We start from the raw sequence: 16,747 nt of genomic DNA, 5'->3' as shown, positions 1-16,747 counted from the left end.
TCACCAAGCCCTCTCCCAAAGGGAGAGGGTGTACAACGTCGTGCCACCGGTCTTTTTACAATCCCAATACCAGCTGTCGTTCCAGCTGCGGGTCCAGCAGCGTGACGTGCAACCCCACCAGCCTGACGCCGCGCCCTGCCCGCCGCTCTTCCCATGCCTTTTTCGCCGTCGCAATGAGATCGTCTTTATTCAGACGCGGCCAGACGTGTTCCTGCGTGGTCTGCTGGAAGTCGTTGAATTTTAGCTTGATACCCTGACGGGCAATGAGCAGGTCCGGTTTTACTTTAATTAAGCGTCGTTCCAGCTCCGGGTAGAGCTGTTCTGTGATAATGAATTCGCATTCGGACCAGTCATGAATATCTTCACTGAGGGTTCGCTCAACGCCAACGGATTTCCGTAACCGTTCGCTGTTTACATCGCGATCGTCAATCCCCTGGCTGCGCTCCCACAGCACGCGGCCAAACTTGCCAAAGCGCTTGAGCAGCATGGCGAGATCGCTTCGCTGCACATCTTCGCAGGTGCGTAATCCCATGCTTTCCAGCTTTGCGGCGGAGACTTTTCCCACCCCGGGGATTTTGCCGAGCGGCAGCGTTTTTAAAAATGCAGGCACCTCTTCCGGCGTAATGACGTACTGGCCGTTGGGCTTATTCAAATCGGAGGCAATTTTGGCGAGGAATTTAACGGGCGCGACACCCGCCGATGCGGTCAGATTCAGCTCGTTGAAAATCGTCTGGCGGATCTCCTGAGCCATTAGCGTGGCGGAGCCGTGACAATGCACGCTGTCGGTAACATCCAGATAGGCTTCGTCCAGCGACAGCGGCTCAATCAAAGAGGTATAGCGGGAGAAGATTTCGCGAATATGAACCGAGGCTTCCTTATAGGCGTCAAACCGGCCTGGCAGGAGCGTGAGATGAGGGCAAAGCTTTAAGGCCATCGCCGTCGGCATGGCGCTACGCACGCCAAATATGCGCGCAGGGTAGTTTGCGGTGCTGATGACACCCCGCTGCACGCGGCTGCCGCCAATGGCGATGGGAATATCCCGTAGCGCCGGGTTGTCACGCATCTCCACTGCGGCAAAAAAACAGTCCATATCAACATGGATAATTTTGCGCATAGTAAGCCCTCACTCATTACTGGATAAGTATACAGTAAATAAATGAGAATTGAGAAGCGGATCGAAGAACGCCGGGTGGCGGCGTTGCCTTACCCGGCCTACAAAAACTCAAATAATGCGCTGCTGTTCGCGGGCCATTCTTTTTTTCCGCGCATCGCACGGTTCCGGGCAGTCGCACACCTTCTCCATCCCAATGGAAGAGATGCCGCCGCAGCTGCCCTGGAGGCTTTTCCGCTTAACGATCCAGCCTAACGACATGCCGAAGATGACAAGCACAAAAACCGCAAAGGTTGCCAGAAACGTCAGCATCATCAGCCTCCAAAGTCATCAAGCATGATGTTCTCATCTTCCACGCCAAGATCTTTCAGCATCTTAATCACGGCGGCGTTCATCATCGGCGGCCCACACATATAGAACTCGCAGTCCTCGGGTGCCGGGTGCTGTTTGAGGTAGTTTTCGTACAGCACGTTGTGAATGAACCCCGTGTATCCCGTCCAGCTATCTTCCGGCTGCGGATCGGAGAGCGCCACGTGGAAGGTAAAGTTCGGGTTTTCGCGCGCCAGCTGTTCGAATTCATCATCATAGAACATCTCGCGCAGCGAGCGCGCCCCGTACCAGAAGCTGATCTTACGCTGGCTGCCGAGCCGCTTAAGCTGGTCAAAGATGTGCGAGCGCATCGGGGCCATACCGGCTCCGCCACCGATAAACACCATTTCAGCCTCGGTATCTTTGGCAAAGAACTCGCCGAACGGACCGGAGATCGTCACTTTGTCGCCTGGCTTAAGGGACCAGATATACGACGACATCACGCCCGGCGGCGCGTCCGGCACGTTCGGTGGCGGCGTGGCGATACGCACGTTGAGCATGATAATGCCCTTCTCTTCCGGGTAGTTGGCCATCGAGTAGGCGCGCAGCGTCGGCTCTTTCACCTCGGACACAAAGCGGAAAAGGTTGAATTTGTCCCAGTCGGCGCGGTACTCCTGCGGAACGTCAAAGTCCGCATACGCCACCGTGTGCTCCGGGCACTCAATCTGAATGTATCCCCCGGCGCGGAACGGGACATCTTCCCCTTCCGGCACCCGCAGCTTCAGCTCTTTAATAAAGGTGGCTTTGTTATCATTAGAGATAACCTCGCACTCCCATTTTTTAACGCCGAATATCTCTTCCGGCAGCTCAATCTTCATGTTCTGCCGCACCGCGACCTGGCAGGCGAGACGGCAGCCCTCTTTTGCCTCACGTTTTGTGATATGCGCCAGTTCGGTTGGCAGAATATCGCCACCGCCCTCTTTCACCGTCACGCGGCACTGCCCGCAGGAGCCGCCGCCGCCGCAGGCTGAGGAGACAAAAATGCCGTTACCGGAGAGCGTATTGAGGAGTTTATCCCCCGCCGGCGTGCGGATCTGATGCTGCGGCTCGTCGTTGATATCAATCACCACGTCGCCGGAATTCACCAGCTTCGCGCGCGCCGCCAAAATGAGCCCTGACAGCACCAGTACAATCAGCGTGAACATCACCACGCCAAGAATAATTTCCATCTGTAAGCCCTTATAGCTGCACGCCGGAGAAGGACATAAAGCCCAGCGCCATCAACCCGGTGGTGATAAAGGTGATCCCTAAGCCACGCAGCCCAGCAGGCACGTTGGCATATTTCATTTTTTCGCGGATCCCCGCCATGGTGACAATCGCCAGCATCCAGCCGATGCCGGAGCCGAAGCCGTAGACGACGGATTCACTGAAGTTGTAATCACGCTGAACCATAAACGAGACGCCGCCGAAGATGGCACAGTTCACCGCGATAAGCGGCAGGAAGATCCCCAGCGCGTTGTAAAGCGACGGGAAATACCTATCCAGGATCATCTCAAGGATTTGGACCAGCGCCGCAATTACCCCGATAAAGGTGATGAAGTTCAGGAAGCTGAGATCAACGCCTTCCACCAGCGCGCCGTCCCGCAGCACAAAGTTGTACACCAGATTGTTAATGGGCACGGAGAGCCCGAGCACGACCGTCACCGCCACGCCCAGTCCAAAGGCCGTCGACACTTTTTTGGAAACCGCAAGGAACGTACACATGCCCAGGAAAAACGCGAGCGCCATGTTTTCAACAAACACCGCGCGCACAAACAAACTCAGGTAATGAGCCATCGTCGGTTACTCCTTTTCCTGCTGTTCTGGTCTTAACGTACGAATCAGCCAGATCAACAAACCGATAATGAAAAATGCACTAGGAGCCAGCAGGAACAGGCCGTTTGGCAGATACCAGCCGCCGTTCTGCACCGTGTCCAGCACCGTGATGCCAAACAGCTTGCCGCTGCCAATGAGCTCACGCAGGAACCCAACGGTCAGCAGGATCACGCCGTAGCCGAGGCCGTTGCCGATACCGTCCATAAAGCTCGCCAGCGGCGGCATTTTCATGGCGTAGGCTTCCGCACGCCCCATGACGATACAGTTGGTGATGATAAGCCCGACAAACACCGAAAGCTGTTTCGAGGTTTCATAGGCGAAGGCGCGCAGCAGCTGATCGACCACGATCACCAGCGAGGCGATGATCGCCATCTGCACGATGATCCTCACGCTGTTGGGAATGTGGTGGCGGATCATTGAGATAAACATGCTGGAAAACGCGGTTACCAGCGTTACCGCCAGCGTCATCACGACCGCCGTTTCCAGCTTGGTCGTTACCGCCAGGGCTGAACATACGCCCAGCACCTGCAGCGTGATCGGGTTATTGGCGAGCAGTGGGCCAACGAGCACCTTTTTGACTTCTTTCAGTTCACCGGTATCAGCCATTGTTCAGCGCTCCTTCACGTACGTTTTTCAGGAAAGGACCAAAGCCCAGCTCGCCCATCCAGAAATCAAAGCTGTGCTGCACGCCTTTTAATGTGAGCGTGGCGCCGGAAAGCCCGTCGACGGCGTAGTCGTCACCGGGACGAGCCGCCCCTTTCATCACCTTCAGCGCGGGCAGACCGTTATCGTCGAGCACTTTTTTGCCGACGAACTGTGCCCGCCAGTTAGGGTTCTCAACTTCGCCACCCAGCCCCGGCGTTTCCCCCTGGTCATAGTACGTAATGCCTTTTACGGTGCGGCCATCCGTATCAAGGGCCACAAAGGCGTACATCATCGACCACAGTCCGTTGCCGTAAATCGGCAGCACCATTTCCTGCACGCGTTTTTGCTCATCTCGCACCAGGTAAATTTCGGCGAGATTGCTGCGGCGCTTAATACCGGCGGGATCTTGCGATGCCTCAAGCGTCAGGCTCATCTGCGGATCTTTCAGCGCCAGCGCCTGGTTGAATTTTGCCGGGTCTTTATCCAGCAACTGGCCGGTTTTTAAATCCACCAGACGCGCCGAAATACGTTCAGCAAAGACGGCCGAAACATCATCTGCGCTCATTCCTTCCTGCATCAGCCCGGCTACGGCCAGAATGTTGCGCTGTTTATCCAGCGCGCGTTGCTTCTGCTGCAGAGGTTTTAACCCCACGGCAGAACCGGCCACGACAATTGAACAGACCAGACACAGCACCAGCACCACCAGCAGCGTTTTGCTGATGCTGTCGTTATTTTTAACTTCAGCCACGCGCCTTCCTCCGCTTAATGTTGGCCCGCACCACCAGGTAATCGAAGAGTGGCGCAAACAGATTGGCAAACAGAATGGCCAGCATCATCCCCTCCGGATACGCCGGGTTGACCACGCGGATCAGGACACACATCGCGCCAATGAGCACGCCATAGCTCCATTTGCCTTTATCCGTAAACGAGGCAGAGACAGGGTCGGTCGCCATAAACATCATGCCGAACGCGAAGCCACCCAGCACCAGATGCCAGTACCACGGCATGGAGAACATCGGGTTGGTGGTCGAACCGATAACGTTGAACAGGGTGGCGGTCAGCACCATGCCGATCATCACGCCTGCAACAATGCGCCAGGAGGCCACGCGACCGAAAAGAATGATCGCGCCGCCCAGCAAAATCATCAGCGTAGAGACTTCCCCGATGGAGCCCGGAATGTTGCCAATAAAGGCATCGAACCAGGTGACAGGCTGTCCCGTCGCGTTGTTCACCAGCGCTTCACCGCCGCGTGCCGCCCACTGCGAAAGCGGCGTCGCGCCGGAAAAACCGTCTGCCGCCGTCCACACCAGGTCGCCCGAGATTTGTGCCGGATAGGCAAAGAACAGAAACGCACGCCCCGCCAGCGCCGGGTTGAGGAAGTTCCGCCCGGTTCCGCCGAAGATCTCTTTGGCAATCACCACGCCGAAACTGATGCCCAGTGCTGCCTGCCAGAGCGGCAGCGTTGGGGGAACAATCAGGGCAAATAGAATGGAGGTCACGAAGAAGCCTTCGTTGATCTCATGTTTACGGATGATGGCAAACAGCACTTCCCAGAAGCCGCCCACGATAAAGACCGTGATGTAAATCGGCAGGAAGAAAACCGCGCCCAGGGTCATCATGCTCATCCAGCCTGCGTCTGCCGAGAAGCTCACCCCTAACAACTGGGCCAGACGGTAGTGCCAGTCAGACTGAAGCACCTGCGCCAGCTGCTGTGCATCGTACATGTGGTGCAGCGCCGGTATGGTCTGCAGGCCGACGTTGTACATCCCCCAGAACATCGCCGGGAAGACCGCAAACCACACCAGGATCATCATCCGCTTGAGGTCGATGGCGTCACGAACGTGCGCCGCCCCTTTCGTCACCAGCCCCGGCGTGTAGAAAATGGTCGCCGTGGCTTCATACAGCGGGTAGTACTTTTTGAGCTTCCCTTCGGTAAAGTGAGGCTCAATCTTTTTAAAGAGGTGTTTTAAGCCCATCGGTTATCCTTCCTGCTCAATGCGGGTTAACACCTCGCGCAATACGGGTCCGTATTCGTATTTTCCCGGACACACATAGGTACAGAGCGCCAGGTCTTCTTCGTCCAGCTCCAGGCAGCCCAGCGCCTGCGCGCTGTCGGTATCGCCGGCGAGGAGATCGCGCAACAGCATGGTCGGCAGAATATCCAGCGGCATGACGCGCTCGTAGTTGCCAATCGGGACCATGGCGCGCTCTCCACCGTGCGTAGTGGTCGAGAAGTTAAACAGCCGGTTACGCAGGAAGTGACCCAGCGTGGTCCGGGTGACGGAATATTTCTCCGCGCCGGGCAGCACCCAGCCGAATAGCTCTTTCTCGCGGCCTTCCTGCACAATGCTGACCTGCAAATGGAAGCGTCCCAGATAGGCGTGCGCATCAACAGCATGGCGGCCGCTGAGCACCGAACCTGAAATGAGGCGGTTTTCGCCCTCTTTTATCTCACCCACCAGCAGTTCATTGATGTCCGCGCCCAGCAGCGTCTTCACCAGACGCGGGTGGCTCGCCTGAGGCCCGGCGATGGCGATAGTCCGTTCAGCGCTCAGTTCACCGGTGGTGAAGAGATGACCAATGGCGATAACGTCCTGATAGTTAAGGTGCCAGACCTGTTTCGTCAGGCTAACCGGCTCAAGGAAGTGGATGTGCGTCCCGACCAGCCCCGCCGGATGCGGGCCAGCAAACTCGTTAAACGTGACCTGCCCCTGCGGATGCCCGCCGAGCTTGCCGCCGCCGGCCTGACAAACGTGAACTTTCCCCGACGTCAGGCGGGTTAAAAGGGTCAGCCCGGCATCAAAGGCTTTGCGCTGCGCCAGGATAACCGGCTGCGGGTCCACGCTAAGCGGGTTGGTATCCATTGCCGTAACGAAGATCGCGGCCGGTTCCGTGCCTGGAACAGGGGATTTACTGAAGGGACGCGTACGAAGCGCGGTCCATAAACCCGACGCCAGAAGTTGAGCCTGAACAGCGTCACGGCTCAGCGACGCGAGGTCTGCCGCGTCGTAATGGGTGAATTCACGCTGTTCATCGCCTTCAATGCGGATAACCACCGATTGCAGAACGCGCCGTTCGCCGCGGTTGATCGCTACAACGATGCCGCTCGCGGGTGCCGTGAACATTACGCCGGGATTTTTTTTGTCCTCAAAGAGCGCCTGTCCTTTGATAACGCGATCGCCTTCCTGTACCAGCATTGACGGCCGCATTCCCAGGTAGTCGTCGCCCAGGATGGCGACATGACGGACACTAACGCCTGTCGAAACGTGCTGTTCGGGCACGCCTGCAATCGGCAGATCAAGTCCTTTTTTGATTTTAAACATGTGGTTAGCAGGTTTCCATGAACAACAATCCAGTGGGCGCGAAGTGTAACATTTTCCCCTTCCCGCGGGCAGGGAATCCGCCGTCGCTCGCGCCAAATTGCGAGCTAATACGCAAAGTTCCTGGAGCCATCGCGATTTTGATGGTTTATAACGTAAAACTAATTTGTAAACTCACCGCCCGGCTCTTGCGAAAATCTCTGGCGGTGCTAATGTGAGCGCTCCTAACAGAATAATCTGATTTCGGGTCTCTTTTGCCGTCCTGGCAAGTTGGTCATGGTTTTATCAAGGAACTAGTAGTATGCGTAAAATCGCATTGTTCATTGCGATGCTTCTGATTCCGTGCATGTCGTTTGCCGGACTGCTCAGCAGTAATAGCTCAACGACGCCGGTCAGCAAAGAATATAAACAGCAGTTAATGGGATCGCCGGTTTATATTCAGATCTTCAAGGAAGAACGCACTCTCGATCTGTTTGTAAAAATGGGTGAGACTTATCAGCTGCTTGATAGCTACAAGATTTGTAACTACTCCGGCGGGCTGGGGCCAAAACAGCGTCAGGGCGATTTCAAAAGTCCGGAAGGGTTTTACAACGTTCAGCGCAGCCAGCTCAAACCCGACAGCCGCTTCTATAAAGCCATTAACATCGGCTTCCCGAATGCCTATGACCGTGCTCATGGTTATGAAGGTAAATACCTGATGATCCACGGTGCCTGCGTGTCTGTCGGCTGTTATGCGATGACCGACTCCGGCATTGATGAGATTTTCCAGTTCGTGACCGGCGCGCTGGTCTTTGGGCAGCCTAACGTTCAGGTCAGCATCTACCCGTTCCGCATGACGGACGCCAACATGACGCGTCACAAGTACTCATACTACGCGGATTTCTGGAAACAGCTTAAGCCGGGTTACGACTACTTTGAGCAGACCCACAAGCCGCCGGTGGTCTCTATCGTAGATGGCCGTTACGTGGTCAGCAAACCGCTGAGCCACGAAGTCGTCCATCCACAGCTGGCGTCAAATTACACGGTCCCCGAGACAAAATAGTACCCACTCGCCTGGCATAATCTTTTGCCAGGTTTCGTTGCCCGTCAGCGGCTGCGTTGCAATGACAGTGACCACATCGTTCGGTGTGGTCTCCTTCTGAAAGTCTATCTCCACATCCTGATCGAGTAGCGTCGCAACGCCAAACGGCGCACGGCGGGTGATCCAGAACAGATTCGTCGAGCAGAACGCCATCACGTAGCGCCCGTCAGAGAGCAGCATGTTGAACACGCCTTTTTCGCGTAGCTCCGACGCCAGCGTCGCGATGTATTTAAACACGGCGGCCATATTGCCTGGCGTGCGGGGATAGCGCTCCGTCAGCTTGTGCAGCAGCCAGCAGAAGGCTTTTTCACTGTCGGTTTCGCCAACCGGGCGGAAATTGCCCGTCTCCAGCGACTTATAACCCGTAAGCTGCCCGTTGTGCGCGTAGGTCCAGTTACGGCCCCACAGCTCGCGGGTAAACGGATGGGTATTTTCCAGCGCGACTTCGCCACGGTTTGCCTGGCGAATGTGGGCAATCACCGAGCGCGACTTGATGGGATAGTCCTGCACCAGTTTAGCAATCGGTGAGTTAAAGCTGGGCTGTGGATCTTTGAACGTGCGACACCCTTTGCCTTCGTAGAAGGTAATGCCCCAGCCGTCTTTATGCGGCCCGGTTCCCCCACCGCGCTGCACCAGCCCGGTGAAACTAAAGCAGATATCGGTTGGCACATTGGCGCTCATCCCGAGCAGTTCGCACATACGTCACCTCCACAACAGCGGGGGCAAAAGTGCCCCCAGCGAAGTCTTACTTAACCATCTCTTTTTCGATCAGCTGGATCAGGATGTGGATCACTTTGATGTGAATTTCCTGAATGCGGTCAGCATAACCGAAGTGCGGCACACGGATTTCAACGTCCGCGCTACCGTCCATCTTACCGCCATCTTTGCCCGTCAGGGTGATGACTTTCATCCCTTTTTCACGCGCGGCGGCGATCGCTTTAATCACGTTTCCGGAGTTGCCGGAGGTGGAGATCCCCAGCAGCACGTCACCTTCACGACCGACCGCTTCAACGTAGCGGGAGAAGATGTAGTCGTAACCAAAGTCGTTGCCCACGCAGGAGATGTGGCTCACGTCGGAAATCGCAATCGCCGGGTAGCCCGGACGGTTTTCGCGATAGCGACCGGTCAGCTCTTCTGCAAAATGCATCGCATCACAGTGGGAACCGCCGTTACCGCAGGAAAGCACTTTGCCACCGGCTTTGAAACTGTCGGCCAGCAGGACCGCTGCGCGCTGAATAGCGTGAATATTGGCATCATCTTTCAGAAAGTTAGCCAGCGTTTCCGCCGCTTCGTTCAGTTCGTTACGAATAAGATCCTGGTACATGAGGATAATCCTTCAGTATTGATGAAATAACACAGTGGAGTGTACCGGATAGCGGGAAAAGCGAGAAGCTAAAGCCATACGAATCGCCCGGCGTTTTGCTTTTTCGTGCCGGCGAAAACGCGAACAATGTGAACCAGGTTGTAATTATTTTGTAAACACATTGCTAAAGGAAATAACATCAACTACAACCATATCATCACAAGTGGTCAGACCTCCTACAAGCAAGGGAGCTTTTCTTTATGATGATTTTGAGCATTCTCGCAACCGTTGTTCTGCTCGGTGTGCTGTTCTATCACCGCGTCAGTTTATTCCTGAGCAGCCTGATTCTTCTGGCCTGGACCGCTGCGCTTGGCGTCGCCGGTCTCTGGAATATTTGGCTTTTAGTCCCTCTTGCCATCATTCTTCTGCCGTTTAACTTTGCCCCGATGCGTAAATCAATGATTTCCGCGCCGGTATTCAAAGGCTTCCGTAAAGTGATGCCGCCGATGTCGCGTACAGAGAAAGAAGCGATTGATGCGGGCACCACCTGGTGGGAAGGCGATCTGTTCCAGGGCAATCCTGACTGGAAAAAGCTGCATAACTATCCACAGCCGCGTCTGACAGCTGAAGAACAGGCCTTTATTGATGGCCCGGTGGAAGAAGCGTGCCGCATGGCGAACGACTTTGCCATTACCCATGAAATGGCCGATCTACCGCCAGAGCTGTGGGCATACCTGAAGGAGCATCGCTTCTTCGCGATGATCATTAAGAAAGAGTACGGTGGTCTGGAATTCTCCGCCTACGCTCAGGCTCGCGTCCTGCAAAAGCTGGCGGGCGTTTCCGGGATCCTGGCGATTACCGTTGGCGTGCCTAACTCCTTAGGCCCGGGCGAACTGCTGCAGCATTACGGTACGGAAGAGCAGAAAAATCACTACCTGCCGCGTCTGGCACGCGGTCAGGAAATCCCTTGCTTCGCGCTGACCAGCCCGGAAGCAGGCTCCGATGCGGGCGCAATTCCGGATACCGGCGTGGTCTGCATGGGCGAGTGGCAGGGCGAGCAGGTGCTGGGCATGCGCCTGACCTGGAACAAGCGTTATATCACGCTGGCACCTATCGCCACCGTGCTGGGTCTGGCCTTTAAGCTCTCTGACCCTGAAAAACTGCTGGGCGGCGAAGAAGATCTGGGCATTACCTGCGCGCTGATCCCAACCTCTACCCCTGGCGTTGAAATTGGTCGTCGTCACTTCCCGCTGAACGTGCCGTTCCAGAACGGCCCAACCCGCGGCCAGGATATCTTTGTGCCGATTGATTACATCATCGGTGGCCCGAAAATGGCCGGTCAGGGGTGGCGTATGCTGGTTGAATGTCTGTCGGTGGGCCGCGGCATTACCCTGCCGTCGAACTCAACCGGTGGTCTGAAGTCTGTGGCGATGGGGATTGGTGCGTACGCCCACATCCGCCGTCAGTTCAAAATTTCCATCGGCAAGATGGAAGGTATCGAAGAGCCGCTGGCACGTATCGCGGGCAACGCCTACGTGATGGATGCCGCTGCTTCCCTGATTACCTACGGCATCATGCTGGGCGAAAAACCGGCCGTGCTGTCCGCCATTGTGAAGTACCACTGTACCCACCGCGCGCAGCAGTCGATCATTGACGCGATGGATATCGCGGGCGGTAAAGGCATTATGCTCGGCGAAGGCAACTTCCTGGCGCGCGGCTATCAGGGCGCACCGATTGCCATCACCGTTGAAGGGGCAAACATCCTGACCCGCAGCATGATGATCTTCGGTCAGGGGGCGATTCGCTGTCATCCATACGTGCTGGAAGAGATGGCTGCCGCGCAGAACAACGACGTGGATGCCTTCGATAAGCTGCTGTTCAAACACATCGGTCACGTGGGCAGCAACAAGGTGCGCAGCTTCTGGCTGGGCCTGACGCGCGGTCTTACCAGCGCGACGCCAACCGGCGATGCCACCAAACGTTACTATCAGCACCTTAACCGTCTGAGTGCCAACCTGGCGCTGCTGTCCGACGTCTCTATGGCGGTGCTGGGCGGAAGCCTGAAGCGTCGCGAACGTATCTCCGCCCGTCTGGGTGACGTGCTGAGCCAGATCTTCCTGGCCTCTGCGGTGCTGAAACGCTACGACGATGAAGGCCGTCAGGAAGCGGATCTGCCGCTGGTGCACTGGGGCGTGCAGGATGCGATGTATCAGGCCGAACAGGCGATTGACGACCTGCTGGCGAACTTCCCGAACCGCTTCGTGGCGGGCGCCCTGCGCGCGGTGATCTTCCCGACCGGCCGTCATCATCTTGCGCCGTCGGACAAGCTGGACCACAAAGTAGCGAAGATCCTGCAGGTACCGAGCGCAACCCGCTCCCGTATCGGCCGCGGTCAGTATCTGGCGCCAACGCCGCATAACCCGGTAGGCCTGCTGGAAGAGGCGCTGCTGGACGTGATGGCCGCCGACCCGATTCACCAGAAAATTTGTAAACAGCTGGGCAAAAACCTGCCGTTTACCCGTCTGGACGAACTGGCGAAACAGGCGCTGGCAGGTGGCATTATCAGTAAAGATGAAGCTGCTCTGCTGGTGAAAGCCGAAGAAAGCCGTCTGCGCAGCATTAACGTGGATGATTTCGAACCGGAAGAGCTGGCGACGCAGCCGGTAAAGCTGCCGGAGAAGCACCGTAAACCTGAAGCGGCGTAACGCGTTTCGCCTGCACAAACCCCGCCTCGCGCGGGGTTTTTTATTGCCACATTTTCTCGTTATGTCGTGCTACAGTGTCAAAAAGCGGTCGTTTGAGGAGTCTGAATTGTGCCTGGTCTGAAGATTTCTATTTTGCAGCAACCTTTAGTGTGGATGGATGGCCCCGCCAACCTGCGCCACTTCGATCGTCAACTGGAAGGCATTACCGGGCGCGATGTGATTGTCCTGCCGGAGATGTTCACTACCGGCTTCGCCATGGAAGCGGCGAAACAGTCGATGCCGCAGGATGAGGTGGTCGCCTGGATGCATGCCAAAGCGCAGGAGACCAACGCGCTGATCGCCGGCAGCGCCGCGCTGCAAACCGACCGCGGGCCGGTGAACCGCTTCCTGCTGGTCGAGCCGGAGGGGAAAGTGCATTTTTACGATAAGCGCCACCTGTTCCGTATGGCGGATGAGCATCATCACTATGAAGCGGGTAACGAGCGCGTGGTGTTTGAATGGCGAGGCTGGCGCATTCTGCCGCTGGTCTGCTACGACCTGCGCTTCCCGGTATGGTCACGCAACCGCAACGATTACGACCTGGCGCTGTACGTCGCCAACTGGCCTGCGCCACGTTCCCTCCACTGGCAGTCGCTGCTGGTGGCGCGCGCGATTGAGAACCAGGCGTACGTGGTGGGCTGTAACCGGGTGGGTACAGACGGTAACGGGCATCACTATCGCGGCGACAGCCGGGTGGTGAATCCGCAGGGCGAGGTTATTGCCACCGCCGAGCCGCATCAGGCGACGCGCATTGATGCCGAGCTGTCATTGACGGCGCTGAAGGAGTATCGAGAGAAGTTTCCGGCGTGGCAGGATGCGGATCCGTTTAGCATTGGCTGAAAAATGCCGGGTGGCGGCTACGCCTTACCCGGCCTACAAAAAGCATAGCGTAGGCCAGGTAAGCGCAGCGCCACCGGGCGTTAATTAACTCACCAGCGCCTGTCCATCTTTGCGGCTTTCCGTCGCGGCCACGTAGTGCCCTTCCGGCATACGGTAAATCACCTGCGCACCGCCGAAGTTGTAATCCTGAAGCGGATCTTCCACCACGATCTGATGCCCGCGCTCGCGCAGCGCCGCGATAGTATTGCGATCGAACGTCGATTCGACGATCACCTCCCTGCCCTGCACCACGCGCCAGCGCGGGGCATCAATCGCCGCCTGCGGGTTTTGCCCGTGCAGCATAATGCGCAGCGCCATCTGCATGTGCCCCTGCGCCTGCATCGGCCCGCCCATTACGCCAAAGGACATCAGCGGCTTGCCGCTGCCGTCCATCGCAAATCCCGGAATGATGGTGTGGAACGGGCGCTTGCTGCCCGCCAGAGCATTCGGGTGCTCGGGGTTCAGCACAAACCCACAGCCCCGGTTTTGCAGGCTGATCCCGGTGTCCGGCACCACAATGCCTGAACCGAAGCCCATAAAGTTGGACTGAATAAACGAGACCATCATCCCGCTGGCGTCCGCGGTGCTGATGTAAACCGTGCCGCTCTGCGTCGGGGAACCGTAGACAAAATCAGAGGCGCTATCGTGGTTAATAAGCGCCGCGCGCGACTTCAGGTAATGGTCGCTCAGCAGCTCTTTCGCTGCGAACGCCATGTGTTCTTCATCCGCCACGTAGCGGTCGAGATCCGCCAGCGCCAGCTTCATCGCCTCGATGGAGAGATGAAGAGACTGCACGGAGTCCGGGTGATGCTTCTCGATGCCGCACTGCTCCAGGATGCCGAGCGCGATCAGCGTGGCGATCCCCTGACCGTTAGGCGGCAGCTCCTGCACCGAACCGCCCGCGAAGTCCCGCGACAGCAGGTCTACCCAGTCCACGCGATGGTTTGCCAGATCCTCTACCGTCAGGTGCGCGCCGTGCTCTTTGGCGAAGGCGGCAATTTTCTGCGCCAGTTCGCCGCGATAAAACGCGTCGCCGTTGGTTTTCGCAATCAGCTCCAGCGAGTTCGCCTGCGCCGGGTTACGGAAGATTTCCCCCACGCGCGGGGCGCGGCCTTCCGGCGCGAAGCAGGCGCTGAAGCCCGGCTGATCTTTCAACTTGTTATAGCCGCGCTGCCAGAGATGGCCAATCAGCGGCGAGACCGGGAAGCCGTTGCGCGCGTAGTCAATGGCAGGCTGCGCCAGCGTGGTCAGCGGCAGCGTGCCGAAGCGTTCCGCCAGGGCGACCCAGCCGGACACCGCCCCCGGCACGGTCACCGCGTCCCAGCCGATTTCCGGCACCGCGGTTTTACCGGCAAACAGATCCGCATGCCAGCTGGCAGGCGAACGACCGGACGCGTTCAGGCCGTGCAGCTTTTCACCGTCCCAGACGATGGCAAAGGCGTCGCTGCCGATCCCGTTGCCGGTCGGCTCGACCACCGTCAGCGCCATCGCGGTGGCAATGGCCGCATCGACGGCATTCCCGCCCAGCTGCAGCATTTTCATCCCCGCCTGCGCTGCCAGCGGCTGTGACGTGGCAACCGCGTTATGGCCCAGCATCGGCGGGCGTCGTGAAGCGTAACCGGAGGTAAAATCAAGCGCTTTGGTCATCATGACTCCTTAGTCGTGGCGCGGATCGAGCGCATCGCGCAGCCCGTCGCCAAGTAAATTAAAGCCCTGCACGGCAAGGAAAATCGCCACGCCGGGGAAAACGGACATCCACGGCGCCTGCTCAAGAAACCCTTTCGCGGTGTTGAGCATGGACCCCCAGGACGGATTGGGCGGCTGCTGTCCCAGCCCTAAAAACGACAGGCTGGCTTCGGCGATAATCGCCGAGGCAATCGCAAGCGTGGCCTGCACCAGGATCGGCGACATCACGTTGGGCAGGACGTATTTAATGATGATCCAGCGATCCGGCAGGCCAATCGCCCGCGCGCCGTCGATGTACTCTTCGTTGCGAATGGCGATCACCTGGCCGCGCGTCAGGCGGGCGAAGATCGGCATCGCCGAAAGGCCTATCGCGATCATCGCGTTGGTGAGGCTCGGGCCCAAAAATGCTCCCAGCGCGATCGCCATGATCAGGAACGGACAGGCCAGCAAAGCCTCAATAAAGCGTGAGATCACGCCGTCCCACATCTTCTGAAAGTAGCCCGCCACCAGCCCCAGCGGCACGCCGATAACCACCGCAATAACGACCGACATGCAGCCCGCCATCAGCGAGGTTCGCGCCCCCCAGATAATGCGGGACAGGATATCGCGCCCCAGCTCGTCGGTGCCGAACCAGTACATCGCCGACGGCGCTTTGCGCACCGCCAGGAAGTTGGCTTTAACCGGGTCGAACGGGGCAATCCACGGTGCCAGCAGCGCCAGCAGCACAAAGAACCCCACCACCACCGCGCCAATCACCGCGCTTTTATTGGCGAGGAATTTCTTCAGCACCCGGTTCTGCGCGCGCGGCAGCGCGGGGGCAACGGTTTGCGTTGTCAGTTCCGCCATGGTTAACCTCGAATTTTCGGGTTGATAAGGACGTAGAGCACGTCGGCCAGCAGGTTGAGCATCAGGAAGCCAATCGCCACGATCAGCACCACACCTTGCACCACCGCGTAGTCACGGTTGAATACCGAGTCGACGATCATCTTGCCGAAGCCCGGAATGGTGAAGACCTGCTCGGTCAGCACCGCGCCGCCCAGAAGCTCGCCGAACAGCAGCGTGGTGAGGGTGATCACCGGCACCAGCGCGTTGCGAAACGCGTGCTTCAGGATCACCGCCTTCGGCAGCAGCCCTTTCGCCCGCGCGGTGCGGATGTAATCCGCCTTCAGGACCGCAATCATCGAGGCACGGGTGTGCCGCATCAGCGTTGCCGCGAGCCCCGTTCCGAGCACGGACGCGGGCAGCAGCAGCGTCCGCAGGTTCTGGATCGGATCTTCACTGAACGGCACGTAGCCGGACGCGGGCAGCCACTGCAGGTTTACCGAGAAGACCAGAATCAGCAGGATCCCCAGCCAGAAGTGCGGGATCGAGATCCCCGAGATCGCCACGAAGTTCGCCCCGTGATCGACCCAGCTGTTTTTGTTCACCGCCGCGAGGATCCCCATGCTGATGCCGAATACCAGCGCGATAATCATCGCCAGCAGCGACAGCTCCAGCGTAACCGGCAGCTTGCTGGCAATGAGCTGCGTCACCGGTTCATGCGTGCGTAAGGAGACGCCCAGATCGCCCTGCAGCGCCCGCGTCAGCCAGTGGAAATACTGCACGGGGATCGGCGCATCGAGGTTCAGCTCCGCGCGCAGCTGGGCGATGACCGCCGGATCGCGCTCCTCCCCGGCCATGGCGATCAGCGGGTCGCCGGGCAGCAGCTTTTGCAGCCCGAAGACCATCATGCTCACCAGCAGCAGCGTCGGAACGGCCAGCAGCAGACGTTTGCAAATCAGTTCCAGCATGGGT

Annotated in this window: 16 protein-coding genes; 3 read left to right on the top strand and 13 right to left on the bottom strand. The window is 57.9% G+C overall.

Annotated elements, in window-relative coordinates; all coding sequences use genetic code 11:
• Positions 1-55 precede the first annotated feature (55 nt).
• From dinB to AC3WOK_RS15790, 8 genes are all read right to left on the bottom strand, one after another.
• Positions 56-1,114: a DNA polymerase IV gene (gene dinB, locus AC3WOK_RS15825; protein ID WP_447855145.1), complete on the bottom strand. Its 1,059-nt coding sequence runs from the start codon at positions 1,112-1,114 to the stop codon at positions 56-58.
• A gap of 108 nt (positions 1,115-1,222) precedes the next feature.
• Entirely contained in the window at positions 1,223-1,426 is a 204-nt protein-coding gene (gene nqrM / locus AC3WOK_RS15820; protein WP_059310466.1) for a (Na+)-NQR maturation NqrM, read from the bottom strand.
• Complete coding sequence (nqrF, locus tag AC3WOK_RS15815) at positions 1,426-2,649, bottom strand: NADH:ubiquinone reductase (Na(+)-transporting) subunit F (protein WP_447855144.1); 1,224 nt, start codon at positions 2,647-2,649, stop codon at positions 1,426-1,428. The genes nqrM and nqrF overlap by 1 nt, the downstream gene beginning before the upstream one ends.
• Positions 2,650-2,659: 10 nt before the next feature.
• On the bottom strand, positions 2,660-3,256 hold the full coding sequence (gene nqrE / locus AC3WOK_RS15810) for an NADH:ubiquinone reductase (Na(+)-transporting) subunit E (RefSeq protein WP_044867920.1): 597 nt from the start codon (positions 3,254-3,256) through the stop codon (positions 2,660-2,662).
• Positions 3,257-3,262: 6 nt separating this feature from the next.
• Positions 3,263-3,901, bottom strand: a complete 639-nt coding sequence (locus AC3WOK_RS15805) for an NADH:ubiquinone reductase (Na(+)-transporting) subunit D (RefSeq protein WP_059310464.1) — start codon at positions 3,899-3,901, stop codon at positions 3,263-3,265.
• Positions 3,894-4,688: a Na(+)-translocating NADH-quinone reductase subunit C gene (locus tag AC3WOK_RS15800; RefSeq protein ID WP_492354795.1), complete on the bottom strand. Its 795-nt coding sequence runs from the start codon at positions 4,686-4,688 to the stop codon at positions 3,894-3,896. The genes AC3WOK_RS15805 and AC3WOK_RS15800 overlap by 8 nt, the downstream gene beginning before the upstream one ends.
• Positions 4,681-5,916, bottom strand: coding sequence for an NADH:ubiquinone reductase (Na(+)-transporting) subunit B (locus AC3WOK_RS15795; protein ID WP_063955172.1), 1,236 nt, complete (start codon positions 5,914-5,916; stop codon positions 4,681-4,683). The genes AC3WOK_RS15800 and AC3WOK_RS15795 overlap by 8 nt, the downstream gene beginning before the upstream one ends.
• A 3-nt stretch (positions 5,917-5,919) precedes the next feature.
• Positions 5,920-7,263 (bottom strand): Na(+)-translocating NADH-quinone reductase subunit A, encoded by a 1,344-nt coding sequence (locus AC3WOK_RS15790; RefSeq protein ID WP_059310461.1) that lies wholly within the window; start codon positions 7,261-7,263, stop codon positions 5,920-5,922.
• Between the two features lie 298 nt (positions 7,264-7,561).
• Here AC3WOK_RS15790 and dpaA point away from each other — a divergent pair, with 298 nt between their 5' ends.
• Positions 7,562-8,302 (top strand): peptidoglycan meso-diaminopimelic acid protein amidase, encoded by a 741-nt coding sequence (gene dpaA, locus AC3WOK_RS15785; protein ID WP_059310460.1) that lies wholly within the window; start codon positions 7,562-7,564, stop codon positions 8,300-8,302.
• Here dpaA and AC3WOK_RS15780 read toward each other — a convergent pair.
• A complete protein-coding gene (locus AC3WOK_RS15780; protein WP_010427885.1) occupies positions 8,273-9,040 on the bottom strand; it encodes a class II glutamine amidotransferase in 768 nt (255 codons plus the stop codon). The two genes, dpaA and AC3WOK_RS15780, sit on opposite strands and share 30 nt — an antisense overlap.
• A gap of 46 nt (positions 9,041-9,086) precedes the next feature.
• Positions 9,087-9,665 carry a D-sedoheptulose 7-phosphate isomerase gene (lpcA, locus tag AC3WOK_RS15775; protein ID WP_047347358.1) on the bottom strand — a complete coding sequence of 193 codons (579 nt, stop codon included), beginning with the start codon at positions 9,663-9,665 and terminating at the stop codon, positions 9,087-9,089.
• A 239-nt stretch (positions 9,666-9,904) separates the two neighbouring features.
• On the opposite strand from lpcA, the gene fadE reads away from it, so the two are divergent.
• Entirely contained in the window at positions 9,905-12,349 is a 2,445-nt protein-coding gene (gene fadE, locus AC3WOK_RS15770) for an acyl-CoA dehydrogenase FadE (protein ID WP_059310459.1), read from the top strand.
• A gap of 108 nt (positions 12,350-12,457) precedes the next feature.
• Positions 12,458-13,228: an amidohydrolase gene (locus tag AC3WOK_RS15765; protein WP_063955168.1), complete on the top strand. Its 771-nt coding sequence runs from the start codon at positions 12,458-12,460 to the stop codon at positions 13,226-13,228.
• A gap of 84 nt (positions 13,229-13,312) precedes the next feature.
• Here the strand turns inward: AC3WOK_RS15765 and AC3WOK_RS15760 are convergent, their stop codons facing one another.
• The 3 genes from AC3WOK_RS15760 to AC3WOK_RS15750 are packed head-to-tail and all read right to left on the bottom strand — an operon-like array spanning position 13,313 to position 16,743.
• Positions 13,313-14,914 carry a gamma-glutamyltransferase family protein gene (locus AC3WOK_RS15760; RefSeq protein ID WP_447856629.1) on the bottom strand — a complete coding sequence of 534 codons (1,602 nt, stop codon included), beginning with the start codon at positions 14,912-14,914 and terminating at the stop codon, positions 13,313-13,315.
• A 9-nt stretch (positions 14,915-14,923) separates the two neighbouring features.
• Positions 14,924-15,799, bottom strand: coding sequence for an ABC transporter permease (locus AC3WOK_RS15755; protein ID WP_047347362.1), 876 nt, complete (start codon positions 15,797-15,799; stop codon positions 14,924-14,926).
• A gap of 2 nt (positions 15,800-15,801) precedes the next feature.
• Positions 15,802-16,743, bottom strand: coding sequence for an ABC transporter permease (locus AC3WOK_RS15750; RefSeq protein WP_447855142.1), 942 nt, complete (start codon positions 16,741-16,743; stop codon positions 15,802-15,804).
• Positions 16,744-16,747: the final 4 nt, after the last annotated feature.

It is taken from the genome of Enterobacter sp. FW301-JW81 (genome assembly GCF_058788735.1).
This window is presented reverse-complemented; position numbering and strand designations above follow the sequence as displayed.

Coding starts and splice junctions, on each gene's coding strand:
- dinB (WP_447855145.1), bottom strand. CDS start 1,114: ATGCGCAAAATTATCCATGTTGATATGGACTGTTTTTTTGCCGCAGTG.
- nqrM (WP_059310466.1), bottom strand. CDS start 1,426: ATGATGCTGACGTTTCTGGCAACCTTTGCGGTTTTTGTGCTTGTCATC.
- nqrF (WP_447855144.1), bottom strand. CDS start 2,649: ATGGAAATTATTCTTGGCGTGGTGATGTTCACGCTGATTGTACTGGTG.
- nqrE (WP_044867920.1), bottom strand. CDS start 3,256: ATGGCTCATTACCTGAGTTTGTTTGTGCGCGCGGTGTTTGTTGAAAAC.
- AC3WOK_RS15805 (WP_059310464.1), bottom strand. CDS start 3,901: ATGGCTGATACCGGTGAACTGAAAGAAGTCAAAAAGGTGCTCGTTGGC.
- AC3WOK_RS15795 (WP_063955172.1), bottom strand. CDS start 5,916: ATGGGCTTAAAACACCTCTTTAAAAAGATTGAGCCTCACTTTACCGAA.
- AC3WOK_RS15790 (WP_059310461.1), bottom strand. CDS start 7,263: ATGTTTAAAATCAAAAAAGGACTTGATCTGCCGATTGCAGGCGTGCCC.
- dpaA (WP_059310460.1), top strand. CDS start 7,562: ATGCGTAAAATCGCATTGTTCATTGCGATGCTTCTGATTCCGTGCATG.
- AC3WOK_RS15780 (WP_010427885.1), bottom strand. CDS start 9,040: ATGTGCGAACTGCTCGGGATGAGCGCCAATGTGCCAACCGATATCTGC.
- lpcA (WP_047347358.1), bottom strand. CDS start 9,665: ATGTACCAGGATCTTATTCGTAACGAACTGAACGAAGCGGCGGAAACG.
- fadE (WP_059310459.1), top strand. CDS start 9,905: ATGATGATTTTGAGCATTCTCGCAACCGTTGTTCTGCTCGGTGTGCTG.
- AC3WOK_RS15760 (WP_447856629.1), bottom strand. CDS start 14,914: ATGACCAAAGCGCTTGATTTTACCTCCGGTTACGCTTCACGACGCCCG.
- AC3WOK_RS15755 (WP_047347362.1), bottom strand. CDS start 15,799: ATGGCGGAACTGACAACGCAAACCGTTGCCCCCGCGCTGCCGCGCGCG.
- AC3WOK_RS15750 (WP_447855142.1), bottom strand. CDS start 16,743: ATGCTGGAACTGATTTGCAAACGTCTGCTGCTGGCCGTTCCGACGCTG.